Consider the following 17,624-nt stretch of genomic DNA (forward strand, 5'->3'; position numbering starts at 1 on the left):
TAAGCTTGCTGCTCGCCTATGAATCAGGTTTCATCAAAGTTATATAGAACTTCCGGTTCGGCGTCGTCGCTGCCACAGGCGCCATTTTTCTGGTCTATCTGATTTCGTTTATCGGCGGTTTTTTCGGCTTTGAAATACCGCATCTGCACGAAGCAACACCGCTTGGCATTGCCATCAGTGTAGTCATTGAACAACATGTAAAAAGGAAACACAGATGGATTGGGACAAGCCATCTGTGTTTCCTTCTTTATTAGTCTTCCTGATTTGCTTCTTTTTTTATTTTTCCAATACGCTCTTATGACTCAGGAATGTCGGAAATTCAGTCAAACTGAAACCTCAGGACGTCATCGACTTGTTTCAATAAGCCGAAGAAAATTCCATAGATGTTTTTACTCTTTCTTCGAATCTTCCATCCAGACTTCCCCATTTCTATAAGACATTCCTTCCGGATAGCGGAGATCCATCACTTCTTCCTGTGTTTCCTGTGAAGGCGCTTTTGTTGCCAAAGAAACAATGACAATCGCCAGAATTGCAGCTGTTGCCCCGAACACGCCTGCCCCTGTATCGATAATTCCTAAAATACTCAATCCCCCATATCTGGAAGCGAAAATGTAGGTAAGCGTCACCGCCAAACCGGTTAACATGCCTGCAATGACGCCTGGTCCGTTCGCCCGTTTCCACCATACTCCTAAAATAAGCGCAGGGAAAAAGGTGCCAGATGCCAGCGCAAAAGCCCATGCGACAATTTGGGTAATGGCCCCCGGCGGATCCAATGCGACAATCCCTGCCGCAACGGTCGCAATAATGATGGACCAACGGCCGACCAATAATCGCTTTCTTTCGGTCGCTTGCGGATTGATGGATCGGTAGTAGATATCTTGCGACAATGCTGCTGAAATTGCAATCATCAGCCCGCCGGCTGTTGACAGGGCGGCAGCCATTGCACCTGCTGCCATTAAACCGACGACAAAGACACCAAGGTTGGCAATTTCGGGAGTTGCCATGACCACAATATCATTGCTGATCACCAGTTCGTTCCATTGTAAAATGCCGTCGCCGCTTGTATCCGCCACTGACAGCGCGCCTGTATTGACCCATGAAGTTGTCCAGGCCGGTAAATCGGCGATTGCAGAGCCTGCCACCTGAGTCATTAAAATAAAACGGGAAAATGCAGCGTACGCCGGTGCCGACAAATAAAGCAAACCGATGAAAAGCAAAGCCCAAGCGCCGCTCCAGCGTGCAGCTTTCATGGTCGGAACCGTATAAAAACGGACAATGACGTGAGGAAGGCCGGCAGTTCCGGCCATTAATGTAAACATCAGAGCCAGAAACTGCCACCGCGTCGCTTCAGTAAAAGGGACCACATATTCAGAAATGCCAAGCTGAGCATCCAACACTTGAAGTTCGCTGACGATTTGGCCGTAGGAAAGCCACGGCAACGGATTGTTGGTCAGTTGAAGCGACATGAAGATGACCGGTATCAGATAGGCTGTGATCAAAACGAGATATTGCGCCACTTGAGTCCATGTGATTCCTTTCATCCCTCCCAGTGCTGAGTAAAAAGCAATCAACGCAACCCCTATCAACGTCCCGACCGCTGTATGCACTTCCAGCAAACGGCCAATAACCACACCCGAGCCTGAAAGCTGCCCGATTGAATAGGTAAAGCTGATGATGATCGTTGCTACAGCGGCTATTAAGCGTGCTGTGTTGCTTCTATAGCGATCTCCGATAAATTCAGGCACCGTATAACGGCCGGACTTTCTCAGTTGCGGAGCCAGCAAAAAGGTTAACAGCAGATAACCGCCTGTCCACCCCATGATGTAAGCAAGGCCATCATAGCCCAAAAGCATGACCGTACCTGCCATACCGATAAAGGAAGCGGCACTCATCCAGTCGGCTCCTATCGCCATTCCGTTGAAAATTGCCGGTACGTTTCTCCCCGCCACGTAAAAGTCGGAAGTTTGCCGGGCCATATTATAAACTGCTATCCCTATATACAAGCCAAAAGACGCCAAAATCAGGCCGAGCGATACGATAAATTGTGAATCCACTATTTCTCCCCCTTTTCAAAAACACATAAATTTTTTCAAGACTCGCACACTTTTTTAAGTTGCTTGAATGTTTATGTAACCGGGTGTTATCCTCTTTTGTTTTCCTGGTTAATGCCGAACTTTTTGTCGATTCGATCATTCACAATGGCATTGATGAACAACAGAATAATGAAGGTCAGAACCGCTCCTTGAGCACCCATGAAGTAGTGGAAAGGAAATCCATTGACGCTGAAGCCTGATAATGCCTCTGCGAAAAATACGACAACAAAAGAGGCGGTAAATCCAATTGCCAAATAAATAACAATCAAGGTAGTCCGAAGGCGAAAATAGGCATCTGCTTCTTTTTTATCAATCTTCCTCAAAATCTTCACCCCATTATATTTGATAGGTTTTTAAGTAAGAACCGCTTCAATTACTCTTTTGTTCATCCCCTCAAACTGAATATGAAACGTACGGTGTCTGTAAAAGGGAGAGGAACCATAATGATCTTCACTAACATGAAGGCGAAAATAGATACAAAAGGGACCAGTAAGAAGACAGCCTTTTTCTTTTTCACCCCCATTATTACCGATATAACCGTGACTATTCCCAGTGCTATGACCCAAATCATTTGAATCCCTCCTTTTCGCAAGCGCTTTCATTTTATTTTTAAAATTGAATCTTTTTTAACTTATCCGTCCCACTTCCTCTCCTTTGGCGTTTTTTGGCTAAGGTGTGAATTCAATTATTCTAAAAATTTACAATGTTGTCAACTATCAAATAACAGTTCTTTATTGGATGTCGTCGGTGTGTTCGTCGTTATTATTGCGGCGCGGAGTCTCGCATAGGATTTTGACTTTGTTGAAAATGCTACGGCTGTTGCCGGAGTTGCGGAGCGGGTAAGAAAAAACATACGAAAACCGCAATCGGGAAACTCGGCTTTCCGATTGCGGTTTTCGATTATGCAACTGCCATTAATCCATTTCATATAGCAGGAGCGAGATTTTACTGTCATCAAAACAATATCCAAATCAGCGTTTACAACAGGTGGCCAAATCGATTATTTCCAGTAATCATTTGCCCCTGCGACATCTACTGACGCCCGTAAAGTGGCACCCCTTCTTTTTCTACTTCAATTCGCCAAACTTCATTTTTGGAGGATTCCGTGATATACAAATAGCCGTCATGAAACGCCAGATTGGTTGTGAAAGTTCCGGCATTTTCAGGCAGGCGGATGGTGCCGGAGGTAAAGCCGTTCGCATCCTGGACTACAATTTCACCGGCTTGGAAATGAGCGATATATAAATTCCCTTCCGCATCGACCGCCAATCCATCCGGACCGATTCCGCCTTCATAATGGCCGAAGACAAATGGCGTTTCAGGAGAAGGTGGCGCGTTTAACGCTGGAACAGCAAGAACTCTGTTTTTGCCGAATTCGGAAATGTAAACACGATTGCCATCAGCCGAAATAGCAACTCCGTTCGGATAGGCAATATTTTCTGCAAACAATTCAGGTTCCGTGCTGTCTGCCGGCAAGTAGAAGACGCGTCCGACCGGATGAGTGGCACTGGATCCCATCGGCTCCGTGAAATACAAACCTCCCGCTTCATCAAACACCAAGTCATTCAAACCATTTAACGGCTCGCCTTCATACGTGCTTACAGCAATTTCACTTTCCCCTGTTTCGGGGTCATACGCATGGATGACGCCAGTAAGATCCGTCATGAACAAGCGTCCGTCTTTGTGGAATTTCGCTCCTACAGGACTCGGAAATTCTTCGACGTGTTGTATTTCCTCCCCTTCGACTTTCAGCAGTTCCCCGCTCATCGGACTGACCATCCAGATGTCACCTTCGCGGTCGAAATTGACCCCTTCCATGAATCCTTCCTCACCCGCAGCGACCTTTTCCCACTCCGCCTTTGCTGTAACGATTTCTGAGATATCATGCCGCTCCCCTGATGGTACCGGTTTGGTTTCCTTCACTGAATTCGCGCCCACAAGCACTGCCGTGACTACAAAGATTACAACTAGAATGAGTCCGATTAACCCTTTTTTCTTCACGTTCCCAACGCCCCCTTTTTTGAATAAATACATTCCAAAATTCCTCATCGTTTGCAGATTCCCGCTTCAGCCAGAAACCGATAAGCAGGAATTTCCCGGTACTTTTAACAGCTGCCTTTTTCACAAGATCCTGCGGTGAAAACGGAAACTGTTAGTGAGAAATATATCGTTAAGAACGAATTAAGACTACCTGTTTGGATATTGGATTTTTCAAATTATTCAGTGAAGTTTTCCCTTTTTTCAACAAGACATCTTTGATAAACTTAGAGGTTTCCGGTTTACTCCTCTTTTATGGATTACGGGAGTGAAAAGTGTGCCGGAGGGATGTGCCGAATAAAATACAACAGCCATCTTTAATGAAATCAATTAATTTCGATAAAGATGGCTGTTTCTGTACATATCATGTGAGGAGAAAGCGTAAAACCGGATACTTTGAGGCGAGTCGGAACTTCCACTTTCTTTTAAATAAAGAAACCTTTTCTAAACCACTTCTACTGTCTCTTTCAGCTGTTCTTCCATATCATCCAACCATTGAATGCATTTTTTCTGGATCCATGGGAACGGGTGGTAATACAACGGGCGGACTTTGTAAGCCAAGCCGGCGACATTTACCCTTTCCGATAATATGGTATGGGCGTCTTTCGCAGCGGGGATGATCGATGATTTGGTTCCCCACCCTGCGATAACCGAATTTGCTTTCTCCATACAATTCAATAACTCACCATACCGATCAACTGAAAATATACTGTGGCGTACGTCACCCTGTGCCTTCATGAACTTTTGACTTTCTTTATACTCTTCAAACTTCCCAGTCCGCAAATCAGACAGGTTGATGACCTGGACAGCATTCCAGCTCATCCGCTCCATCAGGCGCATCAGTTGGTATAACGTATTATCAGGGGTTGCGGGAAGAAGCGTTAGCCGCTCAACCTCCCCGGCTAGTAGAGGGATAGATTCTTCACCAGCCAATGGAAGACATTTTCCGGGATTCAGCAACACAAACAAGGCATCAATTCCTTCCTGTTTCGAGTCGATTCGGCGGATGACAGCGAGACTTCGGCAAAGCTGAATTCTTCCGTCCGTATCCAATTTGTAAAAAGCTCCTTCTGTCTGAAATACATTTTCCAATTCCCTTGCTGATTGAAACATACAATTCCCCCTCATTTTTTAGTGACTTTTTTAAAAAGGCTTCCCGTAAATGAGCGGCAAAAAGACCCGCCATTCCATAATTTCTGTAACCTGATTATACCAAAAAGAACATATGTTCTCAATAATATTCTAAATTTTCTATAATTTTTTCTTTTCAACCTGTTGCATTATTTCATTCCAGACAGCTATTGACAGCCATTCATAACCCATGTACTCCCATCTAATATTGCATGTTGTAATACTCTTAAGAGGAATAATTCAATGCTAACCGGGAAAAATATTACAAGTTGTATAAGTTGAACAAAAGAATGATCCTTTATATAACGCTTCGGCGCTTTGGACATGACTTCCGCAATAAGCCGAGAAAACCACTCGTCTTATTGCTCCGTCCAGTACGGAGTAGCGCCGGCGCTGAGAGAAGTCACTAAAGATATGGAGCAAAACAGCGAAGACGCCCAGGGGACCAAGCGAAGTGATGAGATCTACTCGGGCGGTAAGCCCGAGTTAGCTCAGCGCGAGCCAAGAGTTGGCTGAAGCCTGCAAGGCCAACTCTTGGCGACGAAGCTAGCGCAGCGATGCAACGCCCTTTCATGTCTCGAAGCTAGCGCAGCGATGCAGAGACAGGAGCACGGGTTTTGGCAGTAGGCAGCGCGACGTCCTGTCGCGCCTACTGCATGACCCACATCCTGTGGGCCCGCAAGCGGAGCTGTTTTGCGGAATATCGATTACTAAAGATATTAGTTCAACTTATATGGAGCTGAAAGGAGGAGCCTGTCATGTTTGGATTCGATGATCTGATCCGACTTCTGATAGCGATTTTTTTCATTTTGCCTATAGTAACAGTTATTCGGGAGACCGGTTATTATGTGATGGCTACGGTTCTTGGAGCCACGGAGAAAAAACTGATCATTGGCAGCGGACCGACGATGTTCCGCTTAAAAACGATTGAAATACGCCGCTATTTTTTTATGTACAGTTGGGTGGAATATGACAAAGTTCGTCCAAAGAGCCAGCTCTGGAAAGTGTTGCTCTATGCCTCTCCTATACTCAGCAATATGACCGCCGGCTTAACGGTGAACTTCCTGGTAGGACAAGGAATACTCGCCAGCAATATCTTCTGGCAGACTTTTTTATTCTATGTCTTCTATTACGTCCTATTTGATATGCTGCCAGTATATCTGCCGGACGGCCAACCGACAAATGGGCGGGCGATATTTGACTTGGTGTGGCATCAGAAAGAGTCCAGTTATGTAAAGAGTGCCTGGAAAATCAATGACGAAGAAGAGAGTGGAGCTGACACGCAGGCACAAAAAGAAACGAAACAAAATCGCGGGAGGAACCGAGATGGAAATGAAGAGAAGGAAAGGCCTGTGAAAAATTGAAGTAGTCATTGATGTGTTTCCCAGACTGTTGTTTTTTAAAAGCTACGCGATGAATTGTGTAAAATTGTTTCTATAATGGCTGTACAGGAAGCTCCAATTGATCGATAAGAAATAAACACCATTTTATATTTTAAAGATTTTCATCTCCTGTATCTTTTATATGCAGAGAATCCCTTATCACATCATAAGCTCAACTCATAATCTTCAGTTGGCCTTAACCCTATTTTCAAAACAGCATCTTTTCCAGGCAAAATCACAAGATGATGGATGAAGTGACTCGTGAAGATTTCCCTATAAGTCCCGCGGAAATTTAAAAATGCCTGAACCCGCCATTTATTTTGGCGGGTTCAGGCATTGCGCTTCTTTTAGTTTTTCTATTACTTGTCGATACTCATTTTACGCTAATGTTGCACGCAATGGAAATAATAATTGGTTTCGCTGGATTGTATAAATTTTATTTACTCTTATTATTGAATCTCTTCTTAAACAGCTTATCTCAATATCATATTCGGTTCTCTTCGGTTGGCTCGTACATTTCAAACGATAATTTCATTATGTGGATCTTCGTCGCTTATGACAAAGCAAGGAGACTCACGGACAAATCCGTCACTTGTACTCCATTTGGCAAAGAAAAAATCACCATGTCTGGCGGTTTTTCTTGCATGCTCTGCTTCTCTCAGTTTTCTTCTGTTATGAGAAGAACTGTCTGAGTTCATCTTCGTACCAATTCCTTAACTCTTCACTCTTATCATTCATATCTTGCTCATCAGCAGGAGTTGATTGAATGGGTTGAATATTATTGAATCTCATTTCTTTTTCAATCTCATCAATACTTAAATTGGTGTTTCGTTTCATTTCACCTTTCAGTGGAGTTCGTTTTAATGTGATCGATTTATTGCCTAACGTCAACATTTCTTCACTCCCTTTCAACCCGTTTACTTTATATATATCATATCATGTGTCAATATTCCCGGCTAATAGCTGTACTCTTTCTCTCCACAAACCAAAAAGAGCAGCGACTTTTTAAAAGTCCGCTGCTCATTCTTGAATTATTCTCTTCTCAGTCTGCTTTTCTTAGTTAACCGCCTGCTTCTTCGAATTCAACTCCGCAGAAAGTTCCTCAAACCACTCTTTGTCCCCCGTCGCCAAAGCCAGATCAATCAGGAACTCCAGCTCGCCGGCACCTTTACTCTGAATCATCGGTATGCTTTCCACCTGGTTGACCGACATCGGAATCGTCTTGCCGATCATTTCCTCGTTATCGCTTTCGACCACCACCACATTCACTGCTTCCTGAACCATGCTCATGGAATCGATGAAGCCGATGATCAGTTCGCCGTGGCGGGAAATGCCTTTGACCCAGTCGCTTGTCTTTAAAATCGCTTTATCATTTTTCATCTGTTTGCACCTTCTTTTACATTATTGACAGCTCAAATCAATCTGGCTGTCTCATTTTGAAAAATTCATATGCTAATATATCAATCATTTCAATTTCTCTAGTAGTTATCTTCAATCAAGTAAGAACAAAGTGTTGTTGCTAAAGGGAATTTTACGCCGGTCCACCCGCCATTACAAACTATATGCTTTTGATTCGAAATTCCCCAAAAATTCAGGTGCAGGGAGAATCACTCATTCTGCTCGTACAAAGTCACGCTTTCAATATAATTAATGAACCGTCTTAACTCCTTCGCTTCTTCTCTCGTGATCAACCCGGATTCATACAGCTGGAAGATTTCGGAGCGGCCGGTGTCCAATACGCTGATTCGCAGTTCTTCTTTCTGCAGCTCGTATTTTTCAGCATTCAGTGAACCCGGATTTTTTAAGCGGCTGATTTTTTGTCTATAGTCGGAAATCACTTCGTTCACCAGCTTTTTATAGCCTTCCTTCCGGGCAAGTTTTTCCAGGTCCTGTATCGCGGCCTCCATCGCCTGCAATTGATGTTTTCGTCCCTCAGGAAACGGTTCCGGCCGGTTTCCATTCATTTCAGGGTGGTAACCCCAGAAACGTTTCCAGGCTCTCCCCAATTTCCCCTGCAGATAACGCGTAATCGAACGGACATTGTTTGAAGCGGCTTCTTCCCGACGGTCAAACGATTTTTCAAATGCTTCGTAAATGTCCTGGTCCATGGCTCCTTCCTCTCGGGCTTTCTGGATAAACGCCCGTTCCGCTCTCAACCCCCGACGCCTTATTTCCTTCAGTTTGCGCTCCCGATCTTTATCAGCCCGGGATTTCGAATCTTCAGCAGGCTGGAGCTGCTCGAATCTCCACCTGTATTCATCCATTAAGTCAAAGGCCGCTGCTTCATTTTCTTTATTCATTTCGTGACGGATTTTCTGAAGTGAAGTCAACAGCACACGCCTTCTGGCTTCTTCCACACTGATTTTTCCTGTTTCTGTTTTCTGCTTTTGGGAACTCCTGCTTAGCAGCGGCAGACAAACAGTGGCCAGCACCAGAGTGAAAAGGATGGTACCTGCAGCGAGAAATAAAATCAGCGACCGTTCGGGAAACCCTTCTCCGTTGTCCATCAGGAACGGAATGGACAGAACACCGACCATGGTAATGGTTCCGCGGACACCTGTCAGGCTGATGAGCAGTGTGGTTCTGAAATTCGGCTTAGGCGCATCTGCCATTTTTCCACGCTTGAATTCATAAATGGAGAACAAATACGCCCACGCAAAACGGATGCCCAAAATCACGGAACCAACGGCGACGACATACAGGAAGATCAACTCATATCCTCTTCCCGGATCTTCCAGAATTCCACTCATCGAAGTTGGAAGCGTCATTCCGAGCAGCAGGAAAGCAATCCCGTTCAGTATAAACAGAACGATGGTCCATATATTTTCCGTCAGCACTTGTTCTTCTGCGACCAGTGTTGCTGTCTGGTCCCTTACCATGGAATGGATGATCCCAGCCACCACGACGGCAATCACCCCGGAAGCATGGAGAACATCTTCCGCAATCATAAAAATGAAAAATGGAGTGAGGATCTGCAGCAGCGTATGGAACGTCACATCGGTAATTCCCTGTTTCCGAAGAATCAGCCGGATGCCGATGAGCAGCAGCGCCAGTACCAGGCCAATAACCGCGCCTGCCGCAAACTTATAGGAAAAATCGAGCACAGCTTCCTGCCATGAAAAATAACCCGTCACAACGGCCGCTACCGCATAATTAAAAGCGACGAGTCCTGATGCATCGTTGATCAGGGATTCTCCTCTGACCAGGTTCAAAACGCCTTCGGGCAACCGGATGCGTTTTGCAATTCCATTGACCGCAACAGGATCCGTCGGTGACAGAATGGCGGCCAGTGCAAATGCTGCAGCGAGCGGAATTTCATCAATCATCCAATGAATGAAATAACCTCCGCCGATCGTCGTCAGCAGCACAAGAAGAACGGCATTTCCAAGGATCGGCCCTCTCAACCGCCATAACTCTTCACGCGGATAATTGCGTCCGTCATTGTATAAGAGAGGCGCAATGAACAGCAGCAAAAACCATTCCGTTTCAATGTCCAGCGAAATTCCCTCGAACATCAGCACCAGCACCAAGCCGAGTGACACCTGGATTAAAGCGACGGGAATAAAAGGGATATAGTTACTGATGACATTTGACAGCAACAGACAGATCAACAGCAGCAATATGGTAAACAATAGGCCCATATAAGCTCTCCATTCCGCTATAGCGATGGTTTCTTCGGTATTCTTTCTATACCCAAAAATCATTTTCTTAAAATGTTCTGCTGCCTGCTGGCCTTACTTGATGCCCATCCTCGAAACTTCATCAACTGTGTGTGAAAACTATTCAATTTCAAGACATACACCAAGCGGTTGTGCCTCGAGCTGGTGGACGAAGCGACTTAGAATCCTCGGAAACTTCATTTATCACCTTTACTTCCCTTCAGCCTTCATATACACTGAATCCATCGGGACAACCCGAACACAAAAAACCGCATACCGTTTTCTGCACTGGGGGTGCTTATTTTAGCTGAGATGCGAGCGAAAGCTCCGATCCCTTATGACTCGATCAGGTTAGGACCTGCGTGAGGAAGTGCGGTGACTTTCCGCAAATGAACGTTACAACAAACCTCTTTTGAATTTATTTGCATGGAACAGTGGCTGCATCTTCACGGATGCGGCCTTTTTTGTGCACATTTTTAAGGAGGAATTTTATTATGGAACCATTGCAATGCGGCACAAGCCCGATTGTCGGATTTCGCTTCACACTGAATCCGATGAGCGGCGATTTCATCAAAATCATCAAAGGGGCTTTAAAAGAGATCGACACCTCGACTGTCTGGATGAATACGGACGATGTCTCAACCGTCATCCGCGGCAAACAGAACCATGTCTTCAATGTGGCAAAGGCGCTGACTTTGCATGCGGCGAAAACCGGTGAACATGTGGCCTTGAACGGTACGTTCTCGATCGGCTGCCCGGGCGATACGTCAGGGGATGTCTATCTTGATAAAGACGATGTTCTGTTGAATACAGATAGCACGAAGCAATATGTCTCTTCCCAGTTCGCGCTGTATCCGATGAACAACCCGGATTATATGGCGGTCATTTACCGGGAAGTCGAACGCGCGAAAGAACATGGCGTCTGGAATGATTCGATGCATTACGCGAGCGGCATCCATGGCGATATCCATGACGTCTTTGCATTTTACGAAGATTCATTTATCCATGCACGCTCCGAGGAACATCGCCATCTCGTCATGACGGTGTCGATGAGCATCAACAGCCCATCTCATGGAGGTGCTGAGAATGCTTAAATCGTGGAAACTGAAAGAAATTGTTCTGATGTCGCTGTTCGGCGTCGTGTTTGGAATTGTTTATCTGCTGTTTATCCACCTTGGCAATATTTGGGCTGGCGTCATCGGTCCAATCGCCTATGAATGGATGTTCGGCATCTGGTTTATCGTCTCGATCATCTCGATGTACATTATCCGCAAGCCAGGCGCAGCACTCTTGCCCGAATCGATGGCCGCGGTCATTGAAGTGATGCTTGGAAACGCGGTTGGCCCGCGCCTTATTTTGTCAGGCATAATCCAGGGGTTAGGTGCTGAAGCTGCTTTTGCCGCTACACGCTACAAGCATTTCAACCTGTTTGTTCTGATGCTTGCGGGCATCGGCGCGGCGGTTTTCAGTTTCATCTACGGTTATTTCGTCTCGGGCTATGCAGCGCTCGACCCTTCTTTTGTGGCGCTGATGTTCACGTTGCGTGTCCTGAGTGGGGCCATTATTGCCGGCGTCGGCGGAAAATATATCGCAGATGCCTTGCTCGCGACCGGTTCGCTGCGCGGCTATGCGATTTCCCGTACGGACAAAGGTGATGCGCGTGCGTGAATCTGTTTTCACTCTGGAAAGTGTGTCGTTCCGTTTTCCGGATGACAGTGAAAAAACACTCGACAACATTTCTTTTTCGATTTTCCGCGGCGAACGCGTCGTCATTTCCGGCCCGAGCGGCTGCGGCAAATCGACTTTGCTGTATTTGCTGAACCGATTGTATCCCGTCAATTGCGACGGTATGGTGAGCGGCAACATTTTCATATTCAGTAAACCCGCAGAACTGTATGCGCCGGGTGAGATCAATCATAGAATCGCGACCGTATTCCAGGATCCCGATTCGCAGTTCTGCATGCCGACGGTCGAAGAAGAATTGGCGTTTACGCTGGAAAACCTGCATGTCCCTTTTGCTGGGATGGAGACGCGTATGGTTGAAATTCTGGAACTGACCGGCTTGGCGGATCTTCGCCATGCCAACATCCAGTCTTTGTCAGGCGGCATGAAGCAGCGCGTCGCAACCGCCTGCGCCCTGATCATGAAACCGGAAGTTCTGCTGCTCGATGAACCGATTTCACATCTCGATCCGTTTACGGCCAAAGAGTTTATCTCCTGGCTCGACGAATTGCAGCGGCAATTTGATTTGACGATTGTTGTGGTTGAACACCGTTTGGACGCTTGGGAAACTTTTTTCCAGCGGGAAATCAGCATGGACGGAAATGGAGAAATTATTGCTGACCAGGATTTTTCTGCGAGACGCCCGATTTTATTTCCTGAACGGGTTTCAGCCATGAGCGGAGAAACCGCAATTTCCGTGACGGATCTTTCGGTGAAACTGAAAGAGAAAATGTTATTAAACTCTTTTTCGTTCAAAGCGAAGCGGGGCGAAATTGTGGCTATAGCCGGACCGAACGGCAGCGGCAAATCGACATTGGCGAAAGCTTTATGCGGAATCCATAAAAAGTCTTCCGGTCGCATCCAGTCTGATGGAATCGGCTATGTTCCCCAGTCGCCGGAATATTTGTTCCTGACACAGTCCGTGAAAGATGAATTGGCTTTTTCCGGTTTGGCATCCAGAGAAGAACTCACGGAGCTGATGGAACGACTGGGTATGGATGGAATTAAAGAAGCGCACCCATTCTCAGTCAGCCACGGTCAGAAGCGGCGCGTTGCAATCGGTGCGATGCTTGCCGATAAACGGCCGGTGCTATTGATGGATGAACCGACTTCCGGGCAGGACGAGGCAGCTCTCTATGAATTATTCGATTTGATCGACGGGCGGGCGCGTGATGGCTCGACAGTTTTCATCATTACGCACGATATGGAATTTGCCGCATCGATCGCTGATTCGGTGCTGCTCATCAAAGACGGACAACTGACCGGCAAATTCGCAGCGAGGGATGTTTGGCAAAATGAGCAATTGCTCGCCGAACACCACCTGCTGCCGCCGAAAGGAGTGGCAAAACTTGCGGAATCTTTTGCATGACATGAATCCTTCGGTGAAGTTCGGCGTGGTGACTGTGTCAATGCTCGCGGTGGCGTTTTTCTTTAATCCATGGACGCCTCTTTTGTTCTGGGTCAGTGTACTGGCGCTGCAGATCGCCCTGAGCCGGATCAACTGGAAAATCTGGCTCTTGTTCATGCTGCCATTTACGCTCGGTGCTTTCGGTTATTTATGGACGACTGTCATATTCAGTGCGGAAACCGGCGGCACGGTCATCTGGTCGTTTGCCGGCTTGGATGTGACAGATGCACAATGGACCACCGCATTGTCGCTGTCGTTCCGCGTCATGGCGTTTTCCACTTTATCGCTGATGTTTGCTTTCACAACCGATCCCGTAAAATTCATTATGAGCCTGATGCAGCAATTGAAGCTGTCCCCGAAACTGGCGTATGGGATCATGGTCGGCTATCAGTTTTTGCCGGTCATGAAAGATGAATTCATCCAGATTCAGCAGGCTCACCGACTGCGCGGTGCGGATACGGAAAAGCATTGGTGGCAGCGCCTATTCAGCATGCGCCGCGTGATCATCCCGATGCTTGCAGGAGCCGTCCGTAAAGCGGAACGTTCGGCGTTTGCCATGGAAGCACGAGGCTTTACGGGCGAAGCACGGACTGCCTTCTACCGTCCTGTTCAAGTTGGACGAACAGACTTTCTGTTGGCGGGCGTTTTTATGCTGCTGTTGGTTGGAAGCTGTGTAGGCGGTGTGATTTTGAGCGCCCCGTAATAATGTCCTGCTGAACTGACTCAAGAAGTTAAGCGAATGATTGTGCATGAGTTCGGTATACTGCCGGACTCATGTTTTTTTAAATTGCCTTTTTCCGAATTTCGTTGAACTGGTTTTTCTCTGTTTGTTGTTTACTGTATTTTTGTATTGAAAATTTTCCTTATGTAATTTAGTACATATATAGCTGAAACAATCAATTTGGATAATATAAAATGAAAAGCACTCGCCATCAGCTTTGCGAGTGCCGGTTTTTGCTGCAGATGTGAAACGATCAATCAGCCCCTTTTCCGCCGCTCTCGCTTTTAACGAAACGTTCTTTTCGCAACCGCTTATGCGCAGAATTGGAAGATGGTGTGACGGGCACAAAACCGACTGCTTTTGACAGCCCGAATTTCGGCATATTGCCGTAGATGGATTCAAACTGCCCCGGTTTGACCAAGTACGTTTCATGGTAAATGCCAACTGAGTCGTTGTTTCCCACTTTTTTGTTGAAGTTTTTCCATGCAGTTAAGTGCTGGTTGCCTTTGGCATAGGCCAGCAGCTGTTCTTCGGATTGCCAATATTGAACCATCAGCGTCGTCCTCAGCCCAAAGAAGTTCTCCATGGACAAACAACCAAGCTCTTTATGGCTGTAGAGCTCTTTGATCATCGGCGGCATGGCAATGAAAACCGGCCACCATTTATGGACAGCCCACCATTTGTTGATGCGTGTACCGATAATAAAAACGACAAAGCCTTCCTGGTTTTCAGCTGTGTACCTGCCGGGAAAAATTTGCGCACTCATCGTTATCCCTCCTTTTTCAGTAATAGGCTTTTTGTATCTTCACACCAATCGATGGCGGCTTGCGTTGTACGGAGCCCGTAATCCAATGTGATGATCCAAAAAGGGGCATCTTGTTCGTCAAACAGCTGAGTCGAAATCATGTTCTTGATCGCTTCGTACGTATTGTGGCGTGTCAATAATCTAGCAAGATAGTCATCCAGATGGCGACGGGCAGTTTCAGGGTTCTGATGGCGGCTGAAGAATAATTTGAGCAGCAGTTCATTTTTTTCAACCGGCAACTCCGCAATCGGCTGTTCCAGCCACTTTTTCAAAGCCTCCATGCCGAAATCGGTGATTTGGTATTCTTTTTTGTCCGGTTTTCCTTCCTGCTCCAGTTCTTCAACGGTGGCAAAGCCTTTTTCAACCAACAATTTCAGTGTTGGATAAATTTGGCCATAGCTGATTTTCCAGAAGTGATTCAAACTTCCATCAATCATTTGCTTCATGGAATAACCGGTAGTGCAGCCGGTAGTTAAAAGCCCGAGAATGGCGTATTGAGTCGGATTTTCTTTGGAAATGAAAAACCCCTCCCTATTTTGGGTTATTATATATCTTTTTGATATATAATATACTTTATTAAGATTTAAAAATAAAGAAATAACTATCGAAATGTTCTGTTATTTCTTTGTTCTACTTTTTTAGAAAAGTTGATGAAAAAGGATCAGAGCATTTATTCCGAGAATTGAAAACTCCACCGGTGCCGGCAGGAATTTTTTTATCATTCGCCGTGAAAAGTGATAATATAATGGGTGTGAAGTTTACCGCACTGTCTTCTGCAAGTTAGTTCAAAACAAGAATCTGGAGGCTTTATAAAGTGGAAAAAGTTTGGAGTTTACGCTTAATACGATTTTCAGCAATCTTCGGATTGCTCGGGACTTATCTCGGTTCTCACATGGCCGGGCAGATGGATTATGCTTTGCGCCCGATCCACGCCCATATCCTCCTGGTCGGCTGGCTTTCCGTCTTCGCCTGGGGGATTTTCTACCATGCCTATACGGTCAAATACAAAAAGCTCGTCACCCTCCACGGCATTCTTGCAATGGTCGGTGCAGTCGGTTTGACCGCCGGTATGTGGCTGTATAACCTGAACCCGTTCAATTGGAACGAAACCTTCGTGCTGATTTTCTTCATCGCAGGCGGCACCATCCTGCTGCTCGCGTTTTTCCTGTTTGCGGTCATCACATTCCTGACAGAAAAAAATTAGGGCAATGAAAAGCCCTTACGGAAAAACAAAGCCGGAAGATATTTCAGTAAACACAAAAAGACGCTCTGAAAGCTTTTAAACTTTCAGAGCGTCTTTTTTGCCGGTTTCACCAGCATTTTCTATATAATGTCAGCAGACAGTAGTCGTTATGCTTCTACACGTGCATCTTCTCTGTTTTTAGCTTCTACTTGAAGCTTCGCTTTTTTCTCTTTGTACTCCTTGTATCCATTAAAAAATTCTTCGGTTGTCTGCGATGGTTTCTTAGTGGTATTCCCCATTGTCATTACTTCTTTTTCGATAGCAGTCATTCTGCATAACCTCCAGTAAATTTTTTCTTTTATCCAGGTCATTGAACGTTTTGCTGATTGTCCGGAAATCCAGACTTGCATGTGTTATAGAAGAAGACATCAATCAATCGATCGAACAGAACTCGACGATTTTTCTAGTTTGAATACAAGAAGTTCCCCACCCCCTAAAGTGCACCGCTGATCGTAAGTTTTTCAACTCTTTATAGTCAACCGCCGTAGCGGTATAACTGTGTGGAAACGCTATCAATTGTGTGATGAAATCGCCTGGAGCGCCGAAGCGAGCCGTTCAGCGAATTGGACAGGAGATTCCTGGGATTTCAGCAGTATGCTGCACGTGCCTGACTGCTGCACCAACCGCTGCGAAAAGTTTGTTGGAAAAGGATTTGCGTGTTCTCTTAACGCGGTTGAAAAAGGCAGGAATTCTTCAGGCAGCAACAAAATTTCCGCTTCATTGATTGTTGGCCCTTCTTCTGCAAGCAAGGAAAACGAAATTTCCATATCGAGCCCCGTGGTGAAGTAGTGGCTGCCACCGCTCAGCTTTACTATTCGTGTTTTTTGAATCCTTGCCATTCCATCAAGCAGTTCGATTTCTGCATCCATTAATTGGCTGATTTTTTCTGTTGTCGATTCTACTGAAGCAAAACCAATCATTCCATCCATCCCTTTCTGGCCATTTCTGATCTTGTGGTCAGATCAGAATTGCAGCTTGTCATCCGCCATTCTTTTTGACTGTTTCAAAAGGCAAACCAGACTGAACCTTACTGACTATTACTATATATACATAAAAGGTTTTTTTATCTTTTGTTTAATAATATTATCTGATATAAAAATACTACTACGCCTTATACGAGTTGTAAACATCTAATAAAAAGATATTTTTTGCATCATTATTCTATAATATCTTGATCTCCTTTTAACTATTCCTTGAAGTTTTTCCATTTTACTTCCTGTTCAATAAATATAAATTTTTTCATTGATAGTTCGGGATTCTTCTAAATTACATTGCGAGAACTACTATATCATCCCCTTCAATTTGTTCTGCCTTACAACTCATTTTGTTCTTCCACTATAATTGTTATTTGTAAATTTTTTCGGCTTATTTTTTGGTATTTGTGTAAATTAGTTAATTGATTTTTCTGATAATTATATGTCTT

General features: G+C 45.4%; 18 protein-coding genes and 1 riboswitch. Of the genes, 6 read left to right on the plus strand and 12 right to left on the minus strand.

Annotated features, from left to right (window positions below; all coding sequences use genetic code 11):
- Positions 1-23: 23 nt before the first annotated feature.
- From EEX84_RS16480 to EEX84_RS02955, 5 genes are all read right to left on the minus strand, one after another.
- Complete coding sequence (locus EEX84_RS16480; RefSeq protein WP_158599064.1) at positions 24-233, minus strand: hypothetical protein; 210 nt, start codon at positions 231-233, stop codon at positions 24-26.
- A gap of 156 nt (positions 234-389) precedes the next feature.
- Positions 390-2,054, minus strand: a complete 1,665-nt coding sequence (locus tag EEX84_RS02935; RefSeq protein WP_123164098.1) for a sodium:solute symporter family protein — start codon at positions 2,052-2,054, stop codon at positions 390-392.
- An 86-nt stretch (positions 2,055-2,140) separates the two neighbouring features.
- Positions 2,141-2,416, minus strand: coding sequence for a DUF4212 domain-containing protein (locus EEX84_RS02940; RefSeq protein ID WP_123164099.1), 276 nt, complete (start codon positions 2,414-2,416; stop codon positions 2,141-2,143).
- 709 nt (positions 2,417-3,125) lie between these two features.
- Entirely contained in the window at positions 3,126-4,127 is a 1,002-nt protein-coding gene (locus tag EEX84_RS02950; RefSeq protein ID WP_123164101.1) for an SMP-30/gluconolactonase/LRE family protein, read from the minus strand.
- Positions 4,128-4,574: 447 nt separating this feature from the next.
- Positions 4,575-5,243: a DUF1643 domain-containing protein gene (locus EEX84_RS02955; RefSeq protein ID WP_158599065.1), complete on the minus strand. Its 669-nt coding sequence runs from the start codon at positions 5,241-5,243 to the stop codon at positions 4,575-4,577.
- A 776-nt stretch (positions 5,244-6,019) separates the two neighbouring features.
- Here EEX84_RS02955 and EEX84_RS02960 point away from each other — a divergent pair.
- On the plus strand, positions 6,020-6,625 hold the full coding sequence (locus tag EEX84_RS02960; protein ID WP_123164103.1) for a hypothetical protein: 606 nt from the start codon (positions 6,020-6,022) through the stop codon (positions 6,623-6,625).
- A gap of 690 nt (positions 6,626-7,315) precedes the next feature.
- On the opposite strand, the gene EEX84_RS02965 is transcribed toward EEX84_RS02960, so the two are convergent.
- From EEX84_RS02965 to EEX84_RS02975, 3 genes are all read right to left on the minus strand, one after another.
- On the minus strand, positions 7,316-7,537 hold the full coding sequence (locus tag EEX84_RS02965; protein ID WP_123164104.1) for a hypothetical protein: 222 nt from the start codon (positions 7,535-7,537) through the stop codon (positions 7,316-7,318).
- A gap of 162 nt (positions 7,538-7,699) precedes the next feature.
- Entirely contained in the window at positions 7,700-8,023 is a 324-nt protein-coding gene (locus EEX84_RS02970; RefSeq protein ID WP_123164105.1) for an IDEAL domain-containing protein, read from the minus strand.
- Between the two features lie 227 nt (positions 8,024-8,250).
- On the minus strand, positions 8,251-10,284 hold the full coding sequence (locus EEX84_RS02975) for a Na+/H+ antiporter (RefSeq protein WP_123164106.1): 2,034 nt from the start codon (positions 10,282-10,284) through the stop codon (positions 8,251-8,253).
- Positions 10,285-10,582: 298 nt separating this feature from the next.
- Positions 10,583-10,688: riboswitch (TPP riboswitch) on the plus strand.
- Between the two features lie 108 nt (positions 10,689-10,796).
- On the opposite strand from EEX84_RS02975, the gene EEX84_RS02980 reads away from it, so the two are divergent.
- The 4 genes from EEX84_RS02980 to EEX84_RS02995 are packed head-to-tail and all read left to right on the plus strand — an operon-like array spanning position 10,797 to position 14,135.
- Entirely contained in the window at positions 10,797-11,396 is a 600-nt protein-coding gene (locus EEX84_RS02980; protein ID WP_123164107.1) for a YkoF family thiamine/hydroxymethylpyrimidine-binding protein, read from the plus strand.
- Entirely contained in the window at positions 11,389-11,970 is a 582-nt protein-coding gene (locus EEX84_RS02985) for an ECF transporter S component (protein ID WP_123164108.1), read from the plus strand. Before EEX84_RS02980 ends, EEX84_RS02985 begins: the two co-directional genes overlap by 8 nt.
- Positions 11,957-13,393 carry an ABC transporter ATP-binding protein gene (locus tag EEX84_RS02990; RefSeq protein WP_240033906.1) on the plus strand — a complete coding sequence of 479 codons (1,437 nt, stop codon included), beginning with the start codon at positions 11,957-11,959 and terminating at the stop codon, positions 13,391-13,393. The genes EEX84_RS02985 and EEX84_RS02990 overlap by 14 nt, the downstream gene beginning before the upstream one ends.
- Positions 13,374-14,135, plus strand: a complete 762-nt coding sequence (locus EEX84_RS02995; RefSeq protein WP_123164110.1) for an energy-coupling factor transporter transmembrane component T family protein — start codon at positions 13,374-13,376, stop codon at positions 14,133-14,135. The genes EEX84_RS02990 and EEX84_RS02995 overlap by 20 nt, the downstream gene beginning before the upstream one ends.
- Positions 14,136-14,406: 271 nt before the next feature.
- Here the strand turns inward: EEX84_RS02995 and EEX84_RS03000 are convergent, their stop codons facing one another.
- Together EEX84_RS03000 and EEX84_RS03005 are read right to left on the minus strand one after the other, a co-directional pair.
- Positions 14,407-14,919: a DUF4188 domain-containing protein gene (locus EEX84_RS03000; protein WP_123164111.1), complete on the minus strand. Its 513-nt coding sequence runs from the start codon at positions 14,917-14,919 to the stop codon at positions 14,407-14,409.
- Between the two features lie 2 nt (positions 14,920-14,921).
- Complete coding sequence (locus EEX84_RS03005; RefSeq protein WP_123164112.1) at positions 14,922-15,476, minus strand: PadR family transcriptional regulator; 555 nt, start codon at positions 15,474-15,476, stop codon at positions 14,922-14,924.
- Positions 15,477-15,772: 296 nt separating this feature from the next.
- Here EEX84_RS03005 and EEX84_RS03010 point away from each other — a divergent pair, with 296 nt between their 5' ends.
- On the plus strand, positions 15,773-16,162 hold the full coding sequence (locus EEX84_RS03010; RefSeq protein WP_123164113.1) for a hypothetical protein: 390 nt from the start codon (positions 15,773-15,775) through the stop codon (positions 16,160-16,162).
- Positions 16,163-16,308: 146 nt separating this feature from the next.
- Here the strand turns inward: EEX84_RS03010 and EEX84_RS16485 are convergent, their stop codons facing one another.
- Both EEX84_RS16485 and EEX84_RS03015 read right to left on the minus strand, forming a co-directional pair.
- Positions 16,309-16,470, minus strand: coding sequence for a hypothetical protein (locus tag EEX84_RS16485; protein WP_158599066.1), 162 nt, complete (start codon positions 16,468-16,470; stop codon positions 16,309-16,311).
- A 243-nt stretch (positions 16,471-16,713) separates the two neighbouring features.
- Positions 16,714-17,121: a hypothetical protein gene (locus EEX84_RS03015; RefSeq protein ID WP_123164114.1), complete on the minus strand. Its 408-nt coding sequence runs from the start codon at positions 17,119-17,121 to the stop codon at positions 16,714-16,716.
- Between the last annotated feature and the right edge of the window lie 503 nt (positions 17,122-17,624).

Origin of the sequence: Planococcus salinus, from assembly GCF_003719725.1 — a bacterium.
Lineage (GTDB): Bacteria > Bacillota > Bacilli > Bacillales_A > Planococcaceae > Planococcus > Planococcus salinus.

Bases quoted from the DNA above. Each gene is read 5' to 3' on its own strand.
- EEX84_RS16480 (WP_158599064.1), bottom strand. From the start codon at position 233: ATGGCTTGTCCCAATCCATCTGTGTTTCCTTTTTACATGTTGTTCAAT.
- EEX84_RS02950 (WP_123164101.1), bottom strand. From the start codon at position 4,127: ATGTATTTATTCAAAAAAGGGGGCGTTGGGAACGTGAAGAAAAAAGGG.
- EEX84_RS02955 (WP_158599065.1), bottom strand. From the start codon at position 5,243: ATGTTTCAATCAGCAAGGGAATTGGAAAATGTATTTCAGACAGAAGGA.
- EEX84_RS02960 (WP_123164103.1), top strand. From the start codon at position 6,020: ATGTTTGGATTCGATGATCTGATCCGACTTCTGATAGCGATTTTTTTC.
- EEX84_RS02965 (WP_123164104.1), bottom strand. From the start codon at position 7,537: ATGTTGACGTTAGGCAATAAATCGATCACATTAAAACGAACTCCACTG.
- EEX84_RS02970 (WP_123164105.1), bottom strand. From the start codon at position 8,023: ATGAAAAATGATAAAGCGATTTTAAAGACAAGCGACTGGGTCAAAGGC.
- EEX84_RS02975 (WP_123164106.1), bottom strand. From the start codon at position 10,284: ATGGGCCTATTGTTTACCATATTGCTGCTGTTGATCTGTCTGTTGCTG.
- EEX84_RS02980 (WP_123164107.1), top strand. From the start codon at position 10,797: ATGGAACCATTGCAATGCGGCACAAGCCCGATTGTCGGATTTCGCTTC.
- EEX84_RS02985 (WP_123164108.1), top strand. From the start codon at position 11,389: ATGCTTAAATCGTGGAAACTGAAAGAAATTGTTCTGATGTCGCTGTTC.
- EEX84_RS02990 (WP_240033906.1), top strand. From the start codon at position 11,957: ATGCGCGTGCGTGAATCTGTTTTCACTCTGGAAAGTGTGTCGTTCCGT.
- EEX84_RS03000 (WP_123164111.1), bottom strand. From the start codon at position 14,919: ATGAGTGCGCAAATTTTTCCCGGCAGGTACACAGCTGAAAACCAGGAA.
- EEX84_RS16485 (WP_158599066.1), bottom strand. From the start codon at position 16,470: ATGACTGCTATCGAAAAAGAAGTAATGACAATGGGGAATACCACTAAG.
- EEX84_RS03015 (WP_123164114.1), bottom strand. From the start codon at position 17,121: ATGATTGGTTTTGCTTCAGTAGAATCGACAACAGAAAAAATCAGCCAA.